The organism is Blastococcus sp. TF02-8 (assembly GCF_003319175.1).
Classification (GTDB): domain Bacteria; phylum Actinomycetota; class Actinomycetes; order Mycobacteriales; family Geodermatophilaceae; genus Blastococcus.
The window spans coordinates 167,076-186,502 of record NZ_QOHK01000002.1; the positions used below are offsets into that span (position 1 = coordinate 167,076).

Sequence of the window (19,427 nt, forward strand, 5' to 3'; positions counted from 1 at the left end):
CCGGACTCAACGATGGCGGCAGGTCAGTGTCAGCGTGTCCGCATTTCTGGCCATTCTAGCCGTCCTGCTCGGCATCGGAATCGTCGGTCTGGCTGCGGGAGCGGAGCAGCGCCGCGCGGACCGAATGCCCGTGCTGGCCACCGAGGAACCAGCACCTGCTCCATTGACGATGTCACTGCGAGGAGAGATCTGGGCCGATCGCCAATTTCCCGTGCTCTGGCTCGACCCCGGCTCCGATCCCGACCCATCAGTCCTGCCCCCCGGCCTGAAGCGATTGCCCGACCCGGGAACGGTGGTGGCATCACCAGGGCTGGTCGACTCCGGAGCCGTCGAGGGATTGGGTCTGGTCACCTCTCCGGCGGGCACCGGCCCCGACGGCACGATCGGGTCCGAGGGGCTGGCCGTCCCCTCGGAGTGGCTGGCATACGCGCGGCCACCCGCTGGCCGTTCCCTGGGCGCCGGCGGTGCACTCATGTTCGTCGACGGCTTCGGGCCTGGCCCAGGCGACCCGACGATCACCTTCGAGACCGACCCGGCCGCACCTTCTGTTGCAGCGGCGCTGCTCACCAGTGGGTGGCTGTTCCTGCTTCCGGCCCTGGTCCTGGCCTCGAGTGCCGCCGCTGCGTTGTCGCCACTGCGGACCCGCCGACTCCACGTCCTTCACCGGTTCGGTCTGACCGCAGTCCAGGTACGGGCTCTTGCCGCCCTGGAAACGTCCGCACTGGCTGCGGGCGGTGTCCTCGTCGCCCTCGCCGGCTGGGCGCTCGTCGCTGGGCGGCTGTCGAATCTGCCGTTCTCGGGCATCTCCCTGCCACCGGGCGGACTGGCGATCCCCCCGGCGCTGGTCGCGGGCGCCGCCGCCGGCGTGCTCGTCCTCTTCGCCTCGCTCGGCGGACTGAACACCGGGGTGAGCAGCTCGTCGTCAGCTCGGTCCAGCAGCCGCCGCCCCGCAGCGTCCGTCTCCGCTCGGAAGCTCGCGCCACTGGTCGTGGCCGGCCTGCTGCTGCTGCTCAGCCGTCTCCTCGGCGCCCAGTCCGGGGTTCCGCTGATCTGGGCTTCCCTCCTCGTCCTTCTCGCCGGCATCCCCGTGTCCCTGCCGTGGCTCGTGCAGCGCTTCGGCAGCAGACTCACCGCCTCCCCGCACGCCCCTCGCTGGCTGGCCGGTCAGCGGCTGCGCTTCTCCCCGTCAGCCCTCGCCCGGCCTGCGGTGGCCATCGCCGCGCTCGTCTTCGTCGCCGGTGCGCTCATCGGCATCCATCAGCGGTTCACCGCCTCGGCCGCACTCGAGGGCCCCCCGGGGAACGTGTACCTGCTGGACTGGCGGGATTCACGGCCGGACGACGTGGAGCTCCTCGCCGACCTCCTCGCTCCTGCTTCGGTCGTTCCGCTGCACCAGACCGGGGACGAGACCCCTCTGGCCTACCTGCCCACCTGTCAGGCCGTGCTGCGGGTCATCGGCGGCCCTGCCGCGGACGCGTGCGTCAACGGTGAACTCAGCGCCGCTGCCGCCCAGGCCTGGCAGAGCGCGACGTCCACCGTGCCGGTCCTCGGCTCCCCTCCCGAGCTCCCCATCGGAAGCGTCCAGAACGTCCTCGTCGCCGGCGATCCCCCGCCGAGCGACTCCGCTGTCTGGCGTGCCGTCAACCCGGCCTTGTCAGCCGTCAACCTGACCACCCTCGGCGCGCGGGCCCTCGCCCCACCCCTTGCCCAGCAGTGGCTGCTCGCCGCCAGCTCCGTCGGGCTCCTCCTGCTGCTGCTGGCCTTCCTGCAGTCCTATGGCAACCGGGTCCTCGCCGTCGTGGACGAGGATCGACGGCTCATTCGCGTGGCCCTCTCCGCCGGCGAGGTGCGGGCCGTCCAGCGCTGGACCCTCGCCGGTCCACTGCTCATCGCCGCACCCACCGGATTCGTCTGCGCCACCGTGTTCCTCATCGCCGCCAACGACCTCGAGCTCGCCGTGACCGCCACCGGTTGGGTCCTCGTCGAGACACTCGTCTGTGGGCTGACGAGCGCCCTCGTCGCCCTCGGTCTCGCTCGACTCCAGCGCTCCTGGCTCACATAGGCCGCTCCCCGCAGGGTGGCGAGTCGCCGCGAGGAACCCAGCTGGATGCCGACCATCACGCATTCCTCCGCACCAGCGGAGAGCTGCCCGCTTGTCGTCTCCGCATATGCGGGTCTACGGTGCGGACCGTGTCGACCTCCTACCGGATCGCCGAGGCGGCTGCTCTGCTCGGGGTGAGTGACGACACCGTGCGCCGGTGGATCGACGCCGAGCGCCTGCCGGTTCGTCGCGAGGGGGGGCCGGCCGTCATCGACGGCGCCGATCTCGCCCGGGTCGCCACCCAGCTGCGCGACGCCCCCGCGCCGGGGGCCACACCATCCTCGGCCCGGAACCGGCTGACCGGCATCGTCACGCGGGTCGTGCGGGACACCGTCATGGCACAGGTGGAACTGCAGGCGGGCCCGTTTCGGTTGGTGTCGCTCATGTCCCGCGAGGCGGCCGACGAGCTCGGGCTGGAGCCGGGCGTGCGCGCGGTGGCGACGGTCAAGGCCACCCAAGTCAGCCTGGACGTGCCGTGAGGGCACGGCTCGTGCTGGTGGCGGCGGCCGCCCTGTCGCTGACGGCCTGCTCGGGCTCGCCCGCTCCTCCCGGTGAGGAGGTCGAAGGCACGCTCACCGTGTTCGCCGCGGCGTCCCTGACCGACGCCTTCACCGAGCTGGGGGAGCAGCTGGAGGAGGAGAACCCCGGGCTGGACGTGCAGTTCAGCTTCGCCGGCAGCTCCGCGCTCGCCACGCAGATCACCCAGGGCGCCCCGGCCGACGTGTTCGCGTCGGCCAACGAGACGCAGATGAGCGTCGTCACCGCCGCCGGCCTGGCCGATGGCGACCCCGAGGTCTTCACCCGCAACGTGCTGCGGATCGCCGTGCCCGAGGGCAATCCCGCGGGCGTCACCGGCCTGGACGACTTCGCCCGGGAGGACCTCGCGCTCGCGGTCTGCGCGCCGGCGGTGCCCTGCGGCGCGGCCGCGGAGAAGGTGTTCGCCTCCGCGGGGGTGGCCGCGCGCCCCGACACCCTGGAGGAGGACGTCCGCGCCGCGCTCACCAAGGTCGAGCTCGGCGAGGTCGACGCCGCGCTGGTCTACGCCTCCGACGTGGCCGCGGGCGGCGACGCCGTCGAGGGCATCGCCTTCCCGGAGGCCGAGCGGGCGGTGAACGACTACCCGATCTGCGTGCTCGCCAGCGCCCCCAACCCGACGGCGGCCCGCGCCTTCGTCGACCTGGTGCTGTCGGCCGAGGGACGCCGGGTGCTCACCGACGCGGGGTTCCTCGCCCCGTGACCCTCCCCCGCGATCGCCGCCCCGTGAGCGCCGCCCTGTGAGCCGCGCCCGGGAGGGTGCCCGGGTCCCGGCGCCGCTGCTGGTGCCGGCCACGGTCGGCGTCCTGTTCCTCGCGCTGCCCCTGGTCGGCCTGCTGATCCGCACCCCGTGGTCGCAGCTCGTCCCCCAGCTCACCGCGCCCGGTGTCGGTCAGGCGCTGCGGCTGTCGCTCGTCTCGGCCACGCTGGCGACGCTCCTGTCGCTGCTGCTCGGCGTGCCGCTGGCCTGGGTGCTGGCCCGGTCCCGCGCCCGTGGTCGCGCGGTGCTCCGTGCCCTGGTGACCGTGCCGCTGGTCCTGCCCCCGGTGGTCGGCGGCGTCGCGCTGTTCCTGGTGCTCGGTCGGCAGGGGATCGTCGGCAGCTGGCTGGACGACGCCTTCGGGATCACGATCCCGTTCACCACCACCGCCGTGGTCATCGCCGAGACGTTCGTGGCGATGCCGTTCCTCGTCATCAGCGTGGAGGGCGCCCTGCGGGCGGCCGATGCCCGCTTCGAGGAGGTCGCCGCCACGCTCGGCGCCGGTCGCTGGACGACGTTCCGCCGGGTGACCCTCCCGCTGGTCGCGCCCGGGATCGCGGCGGGCGCGGTGCTATGCTGGGCCCGCGCGCTGGGCGAGTTCGGCGCGACGATCACCTTCGCGGGCAACTTCCCGGGGACGACGCAGACGATGCCGCTGGCCGTCTACCTCGCCCTCCAGCGGGACCCCGATGCCGCGATCGTGCTCTCGGTGCTGCTGCTGGTCGTCTCGCTGGGCACGCTCCTGCTGCTCCGGGACCGCTGGGTGGGCCGGGCGGGCGCCGCGTGAGCCTGCGCGCGTCGGTCCGCCTGCGTCGCGGCACCCTCGACCTGCAGCTGGACGTCGAGGTCGCCGATGGGGAGGTGCTCGCCGTCCTCGGTCCGAACGGCGCGGGCAAGTCCAGCTTCCTACGCGTCCTGGCCGGCCTCCTCCCCCCGGACGCCGGCCACGTCACCGTCGACGGCGCGGCGTGGGACGCCGACGGAGTCCACCTGCCCGCCCACCGGCGCGCGCTCGGCATGGTCTTCCAGGACGCGCTGCTCTTCCCGCACCTGTCGGTCGCCGACAACGTCGCCTTCGGGCTGCGCACCCGCGGCACCGGGAGGACGGCGGCCCGGCGAGCGGCGGGTGACTGGCTGACCCGGGTGGGCCTCGAGGGCATGGCGGACCGCCGGCCGGGGGAGCTCTCCGGCGGGCAGGCCCAGCGCGCGGCGCTGGCCCGCGCCCTGGTGGGGGAGCCGGCCCTGCTGCTGCTCGACGAGCCGCTCTCCGCCCTGGACGCGCGCACCCGCCTGACCGTGCGGGCAGAGCTGCGCCGGCACCTCGCGGACTTCGCCGGCAGCACGGTGCTGGTCACGCACGACCCCGTGGACGCGATGGCCCTGGCCGACCGGGTGGTCGTCGTCGAGGACGGGCGGGTCGTCCAGACCGGGACGCCGCAGGAGATCGCCCGCCGCCCGCGCACCGACTACGTCGCCCGCCTGGTCGGGCTCTCCCTGCTCCCCGGGACGGGCAGCGGGACCCAGGTGCGGCTCGACGGCGGAGGAGTGGTCGCGGTCGCCGAGGAGGCCCGCGGCACGGTCTTCGCGGCGGTGCGTCCCGAGTCGGTGACGCTCTACGTGGCCCGCCCGGAGGGCAGCCCGCGCAACGTCTGGCGGGCCACCATCGCCGGCGCGACGCCGCACGGCGGCACGGTGCGCTGCGACCTGGCCGGCGAGGTGCCGTTGGTCGCCGACGTCACCGCCACCGCGTTCGCCGAGCTCGGTCTGGCGGTCGGCGCGCAGGTGTGGGCCACGGTCAAGGCCTCCGAGGTGGCCGTCTACTCGCGATGAGAGGTCGCTGAGAGGGTGGAGGCATGAGCTGGGTGGGTGGGCAGTGAACGTCGCAGCCGTCGTCCTCGCCGCCGGGGGCGGCCGTCGCTACGGGATGCCCAAGGCGCTGGTCGAGTACGAGGGCAGCCTGCTGGTCGAGCGGGCCGTGCGGACGGCGCGGGCGGCCTGCGACGTCGTCCTCGTCGTGCTGGGCGCGCAGGCGGTCGACGTCTGGCGCGCCGCGGACTTCGGCGGGGCCACGGTGCTGGCGAACAAGGACTGGGAGACCGGCATGGCCTCCTCGCTGCGCACCGGGCTGGACGGGCTGCGCGGCTTCCCCGGCACGGTCGATGCGGCGCTGATCACGCTGGTCGACATGCCCGGGATGACGCCGGCGGCGCTGGAGCGGCTCGCGGCACACGGCGCCCCCGATGCCCTCGCCGTCGCCACCTACGACGGCGTCCGCGGCCATCCGGTGCTGATCGGCCGCCAGCACTGGGCAGGTGTGGTCGAGACCCTCACCGGCGACGAGGGCGCCCGCCGCTACCTGGCCGCGCACGACGCGACCGAGGTCGACTGCACCGGCCTGGCCGATCCGGCCGACCTGGACGTGCCGCCGCCGGGGGTACCTTCGGCGCCGTGATCGCACAGGTCGTGGACACGCCGCTGTCCGTCGCCGAGCACGAGGACGCCGTCGCCGACAAGGCCGCGGGCGCCGTCGTCTCGTTCGCCGGCGTCGTCCGCGACCACGACGGCGGCCGGTCGGTCACCGAGCTGGAGTACGTCGGCCACCCCACCGCCGACGACGTGATCGCCGAGCTGGCCGCGGAGTTCGCCGCCCGTCCGGGCATCCACGCGGTCGCCGTCAGCCATCGCATCGGGCTGCTCGGCATCGGCGACGTCGCCCTGGCCTGCGCGGTCAGCGCCTCCCACCGCGGCGAGGCGTTCACCACCTGCGCCGACCTCGTCGACGAGGTGAAGAAGCGGCTGCCCATCTGGAAGCGGCAGGTCTTCACCGACGGCGAGGAAGAGTGGGTCGCCTGCCCCTGACCGGGTGCCTCAACCGGCGAACTCCCGCACGGGCAGGCCGCGCACGCCGGCGTCCACCCGGAACAGCGCGCCGGCCACCGGGTCCTCGCCCGGCTCCATGCCCTGCCGCGAGGTCGTGACGAACAGCTGGTCCAGGTCGGGGCCGCCGAACGTGCAGGCGGTGACCTGGGGGGTCGGCACCTCGACCACCGCGTCCAGCCGGCCGGCGGCGTCGTACCTGTGCACCACGCCGCTCCCGAAGAGGGCCACCCAGACGCCTCCCTCCGCGTCCACCGTCAGGCCGTCGGGGTTCTGCTCGTCGGACATCGTCACGAACGGACGGCGACCGGTCGGCCCGGCACCCGGATCGGAGTCGAAGACGTCCACCCGGTGCGTCGCCGTGTCGGCGTAGTACGCCGACGTCCCGTCGGAGCTCCACTCCAGGCCGTTGGACACGGTGAGCCCGCTGAACACCTCCCGGACGCTGCCGTCGGGGTCCAGCCGGTACATGGAGGCCGCGCCGGGCGCCTGGTCGTAGGCCATCGACCCGCACCAGAAGCGCCCCTGCGGGTCGCAGCCGCCCTCGTTCATCCGGATCCCCGGGTCGGTCCAGAGCGGGGGCAGGGTGCTGAGCGACCCGTCGGCGTCCTCGAGGGCGAAGCCCCGCTCCACCGCGACCACGGCTCCGCCGCCTCGTCGCGGGCGCAGGGCCGCCGCGACGTCGCCGACGTGGACGCGCCGCACGCTCCCGTCGTCGGACAGGGCGAGGACGTCGCCGGCGAGCATGTCGACGAAGCGCAGCCCGCCCCAGCCCGGCCACCAGACCGGACCCTCGCCGTGGTGGGCGACCCGCCCGGTCACCTGCTCCGCCCGCATGCGCCCTCCCGCTACCGCTCGGCGCCATCCTCCCGCAGGTTCCTCAGTCGGGGGGCGGGGGAGACGGCGGCTCCAGGCCGGTCGCCATCAGCGTGCTCAGCGTGCGGGCGGCCGCCTCCACGACCGACAGCTCGCGGGCGGCGCTGCGTGGCTTCGCCCGGAACGCGACCCCGCACAGGGTGCCGAAGAGCTCCAGGTCGGGCGTGACCAGCGGGATGCCGACGTAGGCGGCGACGGCGCCGACGGGCTGGTCGGCGTGCGCGGCGTAGGCGGGGACGGCGGCGGTGACCGTGGCCAGCCTCGGGCCGTTGCCCTCCACCATCTGCCGGCAGAGGCTGCGCTCCCACGGCACCTCGGCACCGGGACGGACGCCGCGCTGCGGCCAGGCACGGAGGACCACCTGCCGGTCACCGACGACCCGGGTCACCATCCACAGGTCCCACCCCACGTGCTCGTGGAGGAAGCGCAGCGCATCGTCCGCGGCGGATGTCCAGTCCCGCCACGGTGCGACGTCGGCGACGCGCGCCGGAACCATGCCGTCCATTATCGCCCTCGGTCGCGCGCTCGCACGGCGTCGTCACGGTCCCCGGCAACGCGTGTGACGTAGGCTTCCAGCGCTCCCGGCGAGGGGCTGGACCGCCGCGCCCGCGGACGGCAGGAAGGGGAGCCCGGCGGTGCCACTCCCCCTCGACCCCCTCCTCCAGGCGATGCCCGTCGGCTTCATGGCCATCGACCGTTCCTGGCGGATCACGCACGTCAACCCCTCGGGGGAGGCGGTCCTCGGCAAGGTGCGCGCGGACCTGGTCGGCGCCGACTTCTGGGAGACGTTCCCCGACAACCTCGACAACGAGTTCGGCCGCATCTACCGCGAGGTGATGGAGACCGGGCGGCCGCAGCGGGTCGAGGCGTTCTACCCCGAGCCGCTCAACGCGTGGTTCGAGGCGCACGCCGTGGCGGTGGAGACCGGTCTCGCCCTCTACTTCACCGACACCACCGCCCGCCGCACCGCCCAGAACCGGCTCGCGATGCTCGCGCGCGTCGGGGCCCAGATCACCGGGACCCTCGACGTCGCCGACGCCATCCGTCGCATCCCGAGACTGCTCACCCCGGAGCTGGGCGACGGATGCCTGCTCACGGTGATCGACGACAGCGGGCGACCGCGGGACGCCGGCAGCTGGCACGTGGACCCCGACCGGCGCGACCTGCTCGCCGGCTACGCCGAACGCCGGCTCGCCGCCCTGCCGGCGAAGGCTCCGGTGCTCCGCTCGCTGCTGGGCGAGACCGTCGTGTCCTCGGGCGAGGAGACCCTGGGGGCGCTCACCGACCCGGCGGCCCGCGAGATCTTCCGCCGGCTCGGGCCGCCGTCGGTCGCGACCATCCCGCTCCTCGGCAACGCGCGGGTGGTCGGTGCGCTCACCCTGCTCGCGCAGAGCGGGCGCATCCCGTCGGAGGAGGACCTCCTCACCGCCCGGGAGGTCGCCGACCGGGTGGGCCTCGCCCTGCACAACGCGTGGCTGTTCGACCAGCACAAGCAGCTGGCCGAGGGTCTGCAGCGCCGGCTGCTCAGCGCCCCGGTCGAGCCGGACGACGCCGAGGTCGTGGTCCGCTACACCCCGGCCGCCGAGGCGGCGCGGGTCGGCGGCGACTGGCACGACTCCTTCCGGCAGCCGTGCGGGGCGACGGTGCTGGTCATCGGCGACGTCGTCGGGCACGACACCGAGGCCGCCGCGGCCATGGGGCAGATCCGGTCGCTGCTGCGCGGCATCGCGGCCTACAGCGACGCCGGGCCGGCCGAGGTGCTGCGCGGCGTCGACGCCGCGATGACCCAGCTGGAGGTGGGCACCTACGCCACGGCGGCGGTGGCCCGCTTCGAGCGCTGCGAGGACGGCGGCACGCGGATGCGGTGGTCGAACGCCGGGCACCTGCCACCGCTCGTGGTGCAGCCCTCGGGCGAGGTGGTGCAGGCCGGGAGCTGGCAGGGCGAGCGGTTGCTCGGGTCCGGAACGGACGCCCCCCGGACTGAGTCGGTGCTGGACCTGGTCCCCGGGAGCACCGTGCTGCTGGTCACCGACGGGCTGATCGAGCGGCGGGACAGCGACCTGGACGCCGGCATGGCGCAGCTGACCGCCGCCGTCGCCGAGCTGGCGGCCCTGCCGCTGGCCGATCTCTGCGACGAGGTCATCGACCGGCTGGTGAGCGGGCGTCCGGAGGACGACGTCGCCGTCGTCGCGATCCGGCTGGCCGCGGGCTAGCTGGCGGCCGGGGCCTCGTCGCCCCCGGAGCGCCGCTCGCGCTCCTCCTCGGCCTCCGCCTCCAGCACGTGCGCCTCGCCGGCCACCGTGGCCGCGGCGTCGCCGTGGGACTCGCCGTAGAGCTCCTCGGCGCGACCCAGCAGCTCCTCGGCCTTGGCCTTGGCCTTCTCGAAGATGCTCATGCGCCCATCCTGGCCGCCCGCTCAGCCACCGGCAAAGGGCGGGAGCACGTCGACCACCGAACCCGGTGACAGCGGCGTCGCCCGGTCGCGGGTCGTGGTGCCGTCGATCAGGAACGAGCAGGCGGTCAGCACCCGTTCCAGCCGCTCGCCGTGGTCGGCCACGATCTGCCCGACCAGCTGGTCGAGGCTGGCCGCCTCCCGCGCCTCGGTGTCGACGCCGACGGCGGCGCGGGCGCCGGCGAAGTACCGCACGGTGACGCTCACCTCAGCCGCCGATCGCCGACATCGGGCGCGACGGCTGCAGGAAGCTCGGGTCGTCGATCCCGTGCCCGGGCAGCTTGCCGAGGGTGGCGATCCGCCAGCGGTCGGCCAGCTCCTGGTCGGTCGCGCCCTCCCGCATCGCGGTGCGCAGGTCGGACTCCTCGCGGGCGAACAGGCAGTTGCGGATCTGCCCGTCGGCGGTGAGCCGGGTGCGGTCGCAGGCGCCGCAGAAGGAGCGCGTCACGGACGCGATGACGCCGACCGTCGCCGGTCCGCCGTCGACCAGCCAGCGCTCGGCCGGTGCGGAACCGCGGGCCTCGGTGTCGGGCGTGAGCGTGTGCGCCGCCGAGAGCCGCGCCAGGATGTCCTCGGCGGTCACCATCTCGCCGCGGGTCCAGGCGTGGTGGGCGTCCAGCGGCATCTGCTCGATGAAGCGCAGCTGGTACCCGTGCTCCAGGCAGAAGTCGAGCAGCGGGACGGCGTCCTCCTCGTTCATGCCCCGCATGAGGACGGCGTTCACCTTGACCGGGGTGAGCCCGGCTCGCTGGGCGGCGGCCAGGCCGGCGAGGACGTCGTCGAGCCGGTCGCGGTGGGTGAGCTGCTGGAACCGGTCGCGGTCGAGGGTGTCGAGGCTGACGTTGATGCGGTCCAGCCCCGCCTCGGCGAGCGCGGGGGCGACGCGGGCGAGCCCGATCGCGTTGGTGGTCAGGCTGACCTCGGGCCGGGGGCGCAGCGCGGTCGTGGCGGCGACGATGCCCACCAGCCCGGGCCGGAGCAGCGGCTCGCCGCCGGTGAAGCGGACCTCGCGGATGCCCAGGTGCTCCACCCCGATGCGCACCAGCCGGGCGATCTCGTCGTCGGTCAGCACCTCGACCTTGGGCAGCCACTGCAGCCCCTCGGGTGGCATGCAGTACGTGCAGCGCAGGTTGCAGCGGTCGGTCAGCGAGACCCGGAGGTCGGTGGCGACCCGGCCGTAGCGGTCGACCAGCCCGCCGCTGCCCGGGGCGGGGGCCTCGGCGCGGCGCACCCGTGGGTCGGGGAGCGGGCTGCTGGTCACGGCCCGAATGTAGCCGCGTGGCGGCCGGGATGCGCCGGAGTCCGCCCGGGGGCCGCCGCTAGGCTCGGCAGGCCACCCGAGAGACCGGCGGACGAATCACCCGCACTCGCCCGTGGCCAGGAAGCGCGAGACGAATCCGTGTCACCCCGCACCCTCTTGGGTCCCTACCTCCGCCTGTTCGCCGTACCGGGCGCGGCGTCGTTCTCCCTGGCGGGCTGGATCGGCCGGTTCCCGGCGCCCATGCTCGGGCTCGGTGCGGTCCTCCTCGTGGAGGCGGAGACGGGCAGCTACGGGGTCGCCGGTGCGGTGTCCGGAACCCTGGCGCTCTCCTACGCGGTGGCCGGCCCGGTCTGGGCGCGGGTCATGGACCGGCGCGGGCAGGGGCCAGTCCTGCGGCTGGCACTCGTCGCGACGCTGGTGACCGGCATCGCGTTCGTGGCCGCCGTCGTCGCGGACGCCCCACGGTGGAGCTGGTTCCTGCTCGCCGCGGCCACGGGCGCCAGCGGCCCGAACATCGGTTCGATGGTGCGGGCGCGGTGGTCGGCGCTGCTCGACCCCGACGGCCGGCAGACGGCGTTCGCGTTCGAGGCGGTCGCCGACGAGGTCGTCTTCGTGCTCGGGCCGCCGCTGGTCACGCTGCTGGCGACGTTGATCGCCCCGCCGGTCGGCTTCCTCACCGGCATCGCCTTCGGCGTGGTCGGCGGGTTCTGGCTGGCCGCCCAGCACGCCACCGAGCCGCCGCTGCACGCGGCGGAGCCGGGTGCCCCGGCGCGGTGGCGGTCGGTGCTCACCCCGACGCTGCTGGTCGTCGTCGTCACCTACCTGGCGGTCGGCACGGTGTTCGGCGCCATCGACGTCGTCGTCGTCGGGTTCGCGGAGGAGGAGGGCGCCCAGGCACTGTCCGGGGCAGCGATCGCCGTCTTCGCCCTGGGCAGCCTGGTGGCGGGGCTGGTGTACGGCCTGGCGAAGCTGCCCGGAACGCTGGCGGCGCGCTTCGTCGGGACCGCCGTCTTCTTCGGTCTGGCCGCGCAGGCGCTGTGGGCCGTGGGCTCGCTGCCGGTGCTCATCGGCTGCGGCTTCCTGGCCGGGCTCGCCATCGCACCGGTGCTGGTCTCGGGCACCTCGCTGGTCGAGTCGCGGGTCGCGCCCGGGGTCCTCACCGAGTCGCTGGCCTGGACGATCACCGGCCTGACCCTCGGCGTCACCGCCGGGTCGGCCCTCTCCGGGGCCGCGGTGGACGCGTGGGGGGCGGAGGCCGCCTTCGCCGTCCCGGCCGGCGCGGCCGCGCTGGCCGCGGTGCTCGCGGTCGGCGGGTCCGCGCTCATCAGGGACCGGGCCGTCGGCCCGGAATTGGTTGAGGACCGCACCACCGGGTAGCCGGACGGAAGGTCGATCGCGCACGACCGATTCGTGCGGCCCGCGACCTCCCCCGAACGGAAGGATCAGCCCTGTGGCTTCAGCAGTGCCCTCCATCGACCTGAACAACGGCGTGCAGATCCCGCAGCTGGGCTTCGGCGTCTACCAGGTCCCGCCCGAGAAGACGGCCGATGCCGTGGCGACCGCGCTCGAGGTGGGCTACCGGCACATCGACACCGCGGAGATGTACGGCAACGAGAAGGGCGTCGGCGAGGCCGTCGCGCGCTCGGGCATCGACCGTGGCGAGATCTTCGTGACCAGCAAGCTGAACAACGGCTACCACCGCCGCGACGACGCGCTGCGCGCCTTCGACACGACCCTCGCCGACCTGGGCTTCGACTACCTCGACCTGTTCCTCATCCACTGGCCGCTGCCGGGGATCGACGTGGACTACGTCGAGACCTGGAAGGCGCTGGAGGAGGTCTACGCCTCCGGCCGGGTCAAGGCCATCGGCGTCTCCAACTTCCAGGCCCACCACCTGCGCCGGCTGTTCGAGGAGACCGAGATCAAGCCGGCGGTGAACCAGATCGAGGTGCACCCGTTCCTCGCCCAGGACGAGCTGCGCGCCTTCAACGCCGAGCACGAGATCGTGACCGAGGCGTGGTCGCCGATCGCCCAGGGGAAGGTGCTCGACGACCCGGCCATCGTCGCGATCGCCGAGCGGTTGGGCCGGACGCCCGCGCAGATCGTGCTGCGCTGGCACATCGAGCGGGGCGACGTCGTCTTCCCGAAGTCCTCCTCCCGCGAGCGGATGGCGGAGAACTTCGCGCTGTTCGACTTCGAGCTGGAGACCGGCGACCTGGCCACGCTCACCGGGCTCGACCGCGGGGAGCGGACCGGCCCCGACCCGGACACGTTCAACTACATCCCCGGCTGAGCCGCGCCCCGGCGCCGTCCTCCCTCACCGTTCTGGGTCCTCCCTCACCGTCGACCGTGAGGGAGGACCCATGACGATCAGGTCACCTGATCATCAGGGAGCTGACCGCGTGTCGGAACCGGAAGGTCTCGACGCATGGATACGGCGTATGCATACTCCGTATCCATGTCCATCCGACACGGTCTCCTGGCGCTCCTGGAGCGCGGTCCCCGCCACGGCTACCAGTTGCGCGCCGAGTTCGACGCCGCGACCGGGGAGACCTGGCCGCTGAACGTCGGGCAGGTCTACTCGACCCTCGACCGGCTCGAGCGCGACGGCCTCGTCCTCCAGGACGGCGACCCGGACGCCGACGGTCGCATCGCCTACCGGATCACCGACGTCGGTCAGGCGGAGCTGCGCGGCTGGTTCGGCACTCCGGTCAGCGCGAAGGCGGCCCCTCGCGACGAGCTGGCCATCAAGCTGGCCCTGGCGGTGACCACGCCCGGAGTCGACGTGCTGCGCGTGGTGCAGCTGCAGCGCACCGCCACGATGTCCGGGCTGCAGGAGCTGACCCGGCTGAAGTCCCGGGCCACCGACGCCGAGGCGGACCTCGCCTGGTCACTGGTCCTCGACTCGCTCCTGTTCCGCGCGGAGGCCGAGATCCGCTGGCTGGACCACTGCGAGGCGCGGGTCGCCCGCGCAGCCGCGCGCCGCCCGCAGAACAGCGTCGCCGCTCCCGCGACCGACCAGGCGTCCCGGCGATGAGCGCCCCGGTCCTCCTCCTGTCCGACGTCACTCGCGAGCACCGCCAGGGCGACACCGTCGTGCACGCCCTGCGCGGGATCGACCTCGCCGTGCACGCCGGCGAGCTCGTGGCGGTCATGGGCCCCTCGGGCTCGGGCAAGTCCACGCTGCTGCACATCGCGGGTGGCCTCGACACACCCACGTCCGGGCGCGTCCTCGTGGAGGACCGGGACCTGGCGACCCTCAGCGCCACGCAGGTCGCCGCGGTCCGGCGGCGCAGCGTCGGCTACGTCTTCCAGGACCTGAACCTGCTGCCCTCGCTCTCGGCGGTCGAGAACGTTGCCCTCCCGCTGGAGCTGGACGGCGTCCGTGGCGGCATGGCTCGGCGCGCGGCCCGGGCAGCCCTGGACGAGGTGGGCGTCGGCGCGCTGGCGGGCCGGTTCCCCGACGACATGTCCGGTGGCCAGCAGCAACGGGTGGCCATCGCCCGCGCGCTGGTCGGTCCGCGCCGGCTGCTGCTCGCCGACGAGCCGACCGGCGCCCTGGACTCGCAGACCGGCGAGGAGGTGCTGCGGGTGCTCCGTGCGCGCTGCGAGGCGGGCGCCGCTGGAGTGCTCGTCACCCACGAGGCCCGGCACGCCGCGTGGGCCGACCGCGTGGTGTTCCTGCGAGACGGCGTCGTCGTCGACCAGAGCGGGCCCGCGCTGGCGGCCGAGTCCCTGCTGCCCGCCGGCGGCGCGGGGTGAGCGGTGCGCTGCCCCGATGGCGACCGGCCCTGCGCATCGCCCGCCGCGACGCGCTGCGGCACAAGGGCCGCACCCTGCTGGTCGTCGCCATGGTGGGGCTGCCGGTGGCGGCGATCTCCGGCGGGGACACGCTCTACCGGACCGCCGACGTCACCGACGCCGAGGCGCTGTCGTCGGACATGGGGCAGGCCGACGTCCGGCTCTGGGGTGCCGGGCGCGAGCGGGTCTACCCCGACCCGGTCGACGGGGAGCTGTACGAGAGCCCGACGCAGGGGTTGTCGTCGCCGAGCACCGGCGAGTCGTGGTCCCTCCGCGAGGTCGAGGCGGCGCTGCCCGAGGGCTCCCGCGTGGTGCGGATCGAGGAGGGCCGGCTCGGCTACCGCAGCGACGCCGGCTACGCGGACGTCAGGGGCTTCGCCGAGGACTCCGAGGACCCGATGCTGGACGGGCGGTTCGAGGTGGTCGAGGGCCGGTTGCCGACCGGGGACGGCGAGGTGGCGATCAGCCGCGACGTCGGTCGGCGCGGGTACGAGGTGGGGGAGGACCTCGCCCTCACCCGCGACGAGGTACCGGCCCGGATCGTGGGGGTGGTCCAGTCCAAGCCGGTCGGGGCTCCCTTCCTCGTGCTCCCGCCGGGTGACGCCGACCTGCTCTACAACAACCGGGACCGGTTCCTCGCGACCGTGCCCGGGGGTTTGGACTGGCCGGCGGTGCAGGAGCTGAACGAGCAGGGGCTGATCGCGCTGTCGCGGGAGGTCGTCGTCGATCCCCCCGGGCAGGCGGAGTGGCTCCCGCCGGGGCACGAGCCCTGGGAGGAGGGCCTCGAGCCGGCCGTCGTGGCCGTGCTGGCCCTGGTCGTCGCGTCGCTGGTGCTGGAGGTGGTGCTGCTCGCCGGGCCGGCGTTCGCCGTCGGCGTGCGTCGGCAGCGCCGGGACCTCGCGCTCATCGCCGTGGCCGGGGGCTCCGCCGGCGACCTGCGCCGCGTGGTCCTGGGCAACGGGATCGTGCTCGGTGGTGGTGCGGCCGTGCTCGGTGCCGTGCTGGGCGTCGGCGCCGCAGCCGCCGCCGTCCCGCTGGTCGAGAGCCGGTCCGACATCGTGTTCGGCCCGTTCGACGTGCCGGTCGCGCACATCCTCGGCGTCGTCGCCGTCGGGGTCGTGGCCGGTCTGGCCGCCTCGTGGTTCCCCGCGCGCCAGGCCGCTCGCACCGACATCGTCGACGCCCTCGCCGGACGGCGCGGTCAGCTGCGTACCTCGTGGCGCTCGCCGGTCCTGGGGCTGGTGGTGGCGGGCGCCGGACTGGCGCTGGTCGTCCTGGGCGCCCGGGGCACGGAGCTCGCCGTCGCCGGCGGCGCGGTCCTGCTCATCCTGGGTGTGGTCGCGGCATCGCCCTGGCTGGTGGGGCTGCTCGCCCCGCTGGCCGAGAGACTGCCGACGGCGCCCCGCCTCGCGGTCCGGGACGCCACCCGCAACCGCAGCCGGACGGCGCCCGCACTCGCGGCGGTGGTCGCCACCGTCGCCGGGATGACCGCGATGGCGATCGGCAGCTCGAGCGACAGCGCCCGGTCCGAGCGCGACTACCTGCCGTCGGTCCCGATCGGGGCGGGCCAGGTGGGCGGCACCGGGGCCGGCATGACCGAGAGCGAGTGGAACTCCGTCGTCGCCCTGCTGGAGCGGGAGGTGCCGGATCGCCCGATGGCACGCCTCCGCGGCAATGCCTGGACCCCCACCGGGAACCAGGACGAGTTCGCCGTCCTCGCGGAGGGCTGCACCGGCGACGTCGTCAACTGCCGCTGGTACCCGGGGAACGTGCTGGCCCGGCACGGCGAGCTGGTGGTGGCCGACCCGGCCGACCTCCGGGTCCTGGGCGATGACCTGGTGCCGCCCGGTGTCGTGGAAGCGCTCGACTCCGGGCGGGCCGCCGTCCTCGGCGCCGGCGCGGTCGGCGACGCGGGGGCCGTGACCGTCGTCGGGCTGGAGTACGGCGCCGGAGGCGTTCCGGCGGTGGCGGGCACGGTGCAGTTGCCGGCGGTCGAGGTGGAGCTGCCGCGCCCGACCTCCGGGCCGGTGCAGGTGGCGGCCAGGCCGGTGGTCCCTCCCGCACTGGCCGGTGGCTTGCCACTCCCGGTCGAGACCACCTCCGTGGTGGTCGGCGGACCGGACACCCCGGTGACGACGGCGGAGGAGCGGCGCATCGACGAGGCCCTGTCGCTCGCCGGGCTGAGCGGGGAGGACGGCATCACGGTCGAGCGCGGATGGCAGGACGACCAGGCGCTGGCGCGACTGCTCCTGGTGCTGGTCGGCGGGGCGCTGGTGCTGATCGCCACGCTCACCGCCACCGGGCTGGCGCTCACCGATGCCCGGCCGGACTTCGCCACGCTGGCCGCGGTGGGGGCCGCGCCGCGCACCCGGAGGTTCGTGGCGATGAGCTCGGCCGCGGTCATCGGCGGGCTCGGCGCGGCCCTCGGCGTGCTGGTGGGCCTCGCGCCGGGGATCGCGGTCGCCTACCCGCTGACCGCCGAGGACTACGGCTCGGCCACCGGGGCGGCCGTGGTGATCCCGTGGGAGCTGCTCGGCGCGGTCGCGATCGCGGTGCCGCTGCTCGCCGTCGTCGTCACCGGGCTGTTCGTGCAGTCCCGGCTGCCGATGGTCCGCCGGATCGGCGCCTGAGGCGCGCCGGCGCCGTCCTCCCTCACCGTTCTGGGTCCTCCCTCACCGTCGACCGTGAGGGAGGACCCATGACGATCAGGTGACCTGATCATCAGGGGAGGCGTCAGTCGGTGGTCACGAAGTCGATGAGCTCCTCGACCCGGCCGATGAGCGTGGGCTCCAGGTCGGTCCAGGTGCGCACCCGCGCCAGGATGCGCTGCGCCCACACGTAGCCGGTGTCGTCCTCCCAGCCCAGCCGCTTGCAGACGCCGGTCTTCCAGTCCTCGCCCTTGGGCACGGTGGGCCAGGCCTTGATGCCGACGACCGAGGGCTTGACCGCCTGCCAGATGTCGATGAACGGGTGGCCGACGACCAGCGCGTGCTCGCCGGTGATCTGGTCGGCGATCCGCGACTCCTTGGACCCCTTCACCAGGTGGTCGACCAGCACGCCGAGGCGCCGTCCCGAGGCCGGCCGGAAGTCGCGCACGATCGCCGGCAGGTCGTCGACGCCGTGCAGCGGCTCCACGACGACGCCCTCGATGCGCAGGTCGTGCCCCCATACCTTCTCCACGAGCTCGGCGTCGTGCTTGCCCTCGACGTAGATGCGCCCCTCGCGCGCGACCCGGGCCCGGGCGTTGGCGACGTACGTGGAGCCCGAGGCGCTGCGCGTGGGTGCCGAGGCGACCGCGTGCTTGGGGCGCACCAGCACGACCGGCCGCCCGTCGACCCAGAAGCCGGGGCCCAGCGGGTAGCCGCGGACCTTGCCGAAGCGGTCCTCGAGGTGGACGACGTCCTTCTCGCACCGGACCACGGCCCCGACGAAGCCCGAGCTCGGGTCCTCGACGACGAGGTCCTTCTCGGCCTCGACCTGGGGCACCGGCTTCTTCACGGTGCGGGGGTGGACGAGGTTGTCGTACGGCGAACGGGGAGGCACCTGTCCATGCTGCGACGGGGGTCCGGCCTGGGAGAGGCGACGCGCCGAACGATGGACGGGACCGATCCGTGACGCGACTCGCCCGCGTCGAGCGGAACTACGGAACGTCACCGCATGTACGACGGTTTCCGCACCCAACGGGCGATCCGGTCGCGCACCATCCACTCCCCCGTGACCTGCACCGATGGCCGGATCGGAAGATCATCTCCGAGTGTGACGATGACCGTTACGACGAGTCACGGCATTCAGCGGGACATTCGCCCCCGACCGGTTCGTTTCGCGGCGATCTTCCCGGTCACCCAGACGTGTGACGGATTCATCCCAGCTCAGAATGGAGCGATACCGAATGATCGGCACCGACACCATCAGCCGCGTGATCGGCCAGGACGTCTACGACGAGGCCGGTGAGAAGATCGGCTCCGCGTCCGAGGTCTACCTGGACGACGAGACGGGCCAGCCGGAGTGGGTCACGGTGCGCACCGGCCTGTTCGGCACCAAGGAGTCCTTCGTCCCCATCCGTGACGCCGACCTGACCAACGACGGCGTCCGCGTACCGGTGAGCAAGGCCCGCGTGAAGGACGCCCCCAAGATCGACACCGACGGGCACCTCTCGCCGCAGGAGGAGCAGGAGCTCTACCGGTACTACGGCCTGGGCGGGACCACCGACACCACCCGCACGACCCAGACCGAGACCACCGGCATGGCCGGCATGCAGACCGGGACGACCGACACCACCAACACCCACGGCACCGTCGGGCACGACACCTCCGGCCCGACGACGGACAACGCCATGACCCGCTCGGAGGAGCAGCTGCACGTCGGCACCCGCTCCGAGGAGGTCGGCCGCGCCCGTCTGCGCAAGTACGTGGTCAGCGAGAACGTGACCGAGACCGTCCCGGTGACGCGTGAGGAGGTCCGCCTCGAGCGCGAGCCCATCACCGACGCCAACATCGGCAACGCGATGGACGGGCCGGCCATCTCCGAGGAGGAGCACGAGGTCACGCTGCACGCCGAGCGTCCCGTGGTCGAGAAGGAGGCCGTGCCGGTCGAGCGCATCCGCCTCGACAAGCAGACGGTCACCGAGGAGGCCCAGGTGAACGAGACCCTCCGCAAGGAAGAGGTCGAGATCGAGGGCGCCGCGGACGACGACCGGCGCATCTGACCGACCCCCGCTCACGCGGGGAGTGACGAACGGCGGCCCGTCGAGGACTTCCTCGACGGG

Annotated in this window: 20 protein-coding genes; 14 read left to right on the forward strand and 6 right to left on the reverse strand. The window is 74.0% G+C overall.

The window, feature by feature from the left end:
• The first annotated feature begins 34 nt into the window (after window positions 1–34).
• From DQ237_RS04845 to DQ237_RS04875, 7 genes are all read left to right on the forward strand, one after another.
• A complete protein-coding gene (locus DQ237_RS04845; protein ID WP_147251744.1) occupies window positions 35–2,062 on the forward strand; it encodes a hypothetical protein in 2,028 nt (675 codons plus the stop codon).
• A 128-nt stretch (window positions 2,063–2,190) separates the two neighbouring features.
• Window positions 2,191–2,580: a molybdopterin-binding protein gene (locus tag DQ237_RS04850; protein ID WP_113797745.1), complete on the forward strand. Its 390-nt coding sequence runs from the start codon at window positions 2,191–2,193 to the stop codon at window positions 2,578–2,580.
• Window positions 2,577–3,338 carry a molybdate ABC transporter substrate-binding protein gene (modA, locus tag DQ237_RS04855; RefSeq protein WP_113797747.1) on the forward strand — a complete coding sequence of 254 codons (762 nt, stop codon included), beginning with the start codon at window positions 2,577–2,579 and terminating at the stop codon, window positions 3,336–3,338. Before DQ237_RS04850 ends, modA begins: the two co-directional genes overlap by 4 nt.
• 37 nt (window positions 3,339–3,375) lie before the next feature.
• Complete coding sequence (locus DQ237_RS04860) at window positions 3,376–4,182, forward strand: ABC transporter permease (protein WP_113797749.1); 807 nt, start codon at window positions 3,376–3,378, stop codon at window positions 4,180–4,182.
• Entirely contained in the window at window positions 4,179–5,225 is a 1,047-nt protein-coding gene (locus DQ237_RS04865) for an ABC transporter ATP-binding protein (RefSeq protein WP_113797751.1), read from the forward strand. The genes DQ237_RS04860 and DQ237_RS04865 overlap by 4 nt, the downstream gene beginning before the upstream one ends.
• A 43-nt stretch (window positions 5,226–5,268) precedes the next feature.
• Window positions 5,269–5,847 carry an NTP transferase domain-containing protein gene (locus tag DQ237_RS04870; protein ID WP_240619417.1) on the forward strand — a complete coding sequence of 193 codons (579 nt, stop codon included), beginning with the start codon at window positions 5,269–5,271 and terminating at the stop codon, window positions 5,845–5,847.
• Window positions 5,844–6,254 carry a molybdenum cofactor biosynthesis protein MoaE gene (locus DQ237_RS04875; protein ID WP_113797753.1) on the forward strand — a complete coding sequence of 137 codons (411 nt, stop codon included), beginning with the start codon at window positions 5,844–5,846 and terminating at the stop codon, window positions 6,252–6,254. The genes DQ237_RS04870 and DQ237_RS04875 overlap by 4 nt, the downstream gene beginning before the upstream one ends.
• A 9-nt stretch (window positions 6,255–6,263) precedes the next feature.
• Here DQ237_RS04875 and DQ237_RS04880 read toward each other — a convergent pair whose 3' ends face one another.
• Both DQ237_RS04880 and DQ237_RS04885 read right to left on the reverse strand, forming a co-directional pair.
• On the reverse strand, window positions 6,264–7,109 hold the full coding sequence (locus DQ237_RS04880) for an SMP-30/gluconolactonase/LRE family protein (protein ID WP_113797755.1): 846 nt from the start codon (window positions 7,107–7,109) through the stop codon (window positions 6,264–6,266).
• 43 nt (window positions 7,110–7,152) lie between these two features.
• On the reverse strand, window positions 7,153–7,644 hold the full coding sequence (locus DQ237_RS04885; RefSeq protein ID WP_113798510.1) for a histidine kinase: 492 nt from the start codon (window positions 7,642–7,644) through the stop codon (window positions 7,153–7,155).
• Window positions 7,645–7,783: 139 nt separating this feature from the next.
• On the opposite strand from DQ237_RS04885, the gene DQ237_RS04890 reads away from it, so the two are divergent.
• Complete coding sequence (locus tag DQ237_RS04890; RefSeq protein WP_240619418.1) at window positions 7,784–9,361, forward strand: SpoIIE family protein phosphatase; 1,578 nt, start codon at window positions 7,784–7,786, stop codon at window positions 9,359–9,361.
• Here the strand turns inward: DQ237_RS04890 and DQ237_RS04895 are convergent.
• From DQ237_RS04895 to moaA, 3 genes are read right to left on the reverse strand one after another with little or no spacing between them, the layout of a single operon-like run.
• The gene (locus tag DQ237_RS04895; RefSeq protein WP_113797757.1) at window positions 9,358–9,543 is read right to left on the reverse strand and encodes a hypothetical protein; all 186 of its coding nucleotides are present in this window, start codon (window positions 9,541–9,543) and stop codon (window positions 9,358–9,360) included. The genes DQ237_RS04890 and DQ237_RS04895 overlap by 4 nt on opposite strands.
• Window positions 9,544–9,564: 21 nt before the next feature.
• Window positions 9,565–9,807, reverse strand: a complete 243-nt coding sequence (locus DQ237_RS04900) for a MoaD/ThiS family protein (RefSeq protein WP_113797759.1) — start codon at window positions 9,805–9,807, stop codon at window positions 9,565–9,567.
• A gap of 1 nt (window position 9,808) precedes the next feature.
• Complete coding sequence (moaA, locus tag DQ237_RS04905; protein WP_166509501.1) at window positions 9,809–10,861, reverse strand: GTP 3',8-cyclase MoaA; 1,053 nt, start codon at window positions 10,859–10,861, stop codon at window positions 9,809–9,811.
• A 156-nt stretch (window positions 10,862–11,017) separates the two neighbouring features.
• Between moaA and DQ237_RS04910 the strand changes: the two genes are divergently transcribed.
• The 5 genes from DQ237_RS04910 to DQ237_RS04930 all read left to right on the forward strand — a co-directional run bounded on the left by DQ237_RS04910 (window position 11,018) and on the right by DQ237_RS04930 (window position 17,292).
• A complete protein-coding gene (locus tag DQ237_RS04910) occupies window positions 11,018–12,238 on the forward strand; it encodes an MFS transporter (protein WP_240619419.1) in 1,221 nt (406 codons plus the stop codon).
• A gap of 73 nt (window positions 12,239–12,311) precedes the next feature.
• Window positions 12,312–13,154, forward strand: coding sequence for an aldo/keto reductase (locus DQ237_RS04915; RefSeq protein WP_113797765.1), 843 nt, complete (start codon window positions 12,312–12,314; stop codon window positions 13,152–13,154).
• 165 nt (window positions 13,155–13,319) lie between these two features.
• Window positions 13,320–13,898, forward strand: coding sequence for a PadR family transcriptional regulator (locus DQ237_RS04920; protein ID WP_113797767.1), 579 nt, complete (start codon window positions 13,320–13,322; stop codon window positions 13,896–13,898).
• The gene (locus DQ237_RS04925) at window positions 13,895–14,623 is read left to right on the forward strand and encodes an ABC transporter ATP-binding protein (protein WP_113797769.1); all 729 of its coding nucleotides are present in this window, start codon (window positions 13,895–13,897) and stop codon (window positions 14,621–14,623) included. Before DQ237_RS04920 ends, DQ237_RS04925 begins: the two co-directional genes overlap by 4 nt.
• Window positions 14,620–17,292, forward strand: a complete 2,673-nt coding sequence (locus DQ237_RS04930) for an ABC transporter permease (protein ID WP_113797771.1) — start codon at window positions 14,620–14,622, stop codon at window positions 17,290–17,292. Before DQ237_RS04925 ends, DQ237_RS04930 begins: the two co-directional genes overlap by 4 nt.
• 103 nt (window positions 17,293–17,395) lie before the next feature.
• Here the strand turns inward: DQ237_RS04930 and DQ237_RS04935 are convergent, their stop codons facing one another.
• Window positions 17,396–18,205 (reverse strand): DUF3097 domain-containing protein, encoded by an 810-nt coding sequence (locus DQ237_RS04935; RefSeq protein WP_113797773.1) that lies wholly within the window; start codon window positions 18,203–18,205, stop codon window positions 17,396–17,398.
• 346 nt (window positions 18,206–18,551) lie between these two features.
• On the opposite strand from DQ237_RS04935, the gene DQ237_RS04940 reads away from it, so the two are divergent.
• On the forward strand, window positions 18,552–19,367 hold the full coding sequence (locus DQ237_RS04940) for a DUF2382 domain-containing protein (protein WP_113797775.1): 816 nt from the start codon (window positions 18,552–18,554) through the stop codon (window positions 19,365–19,367).
• Window positions 19,368–19,427: the final 60 nt, after the last annotated feature.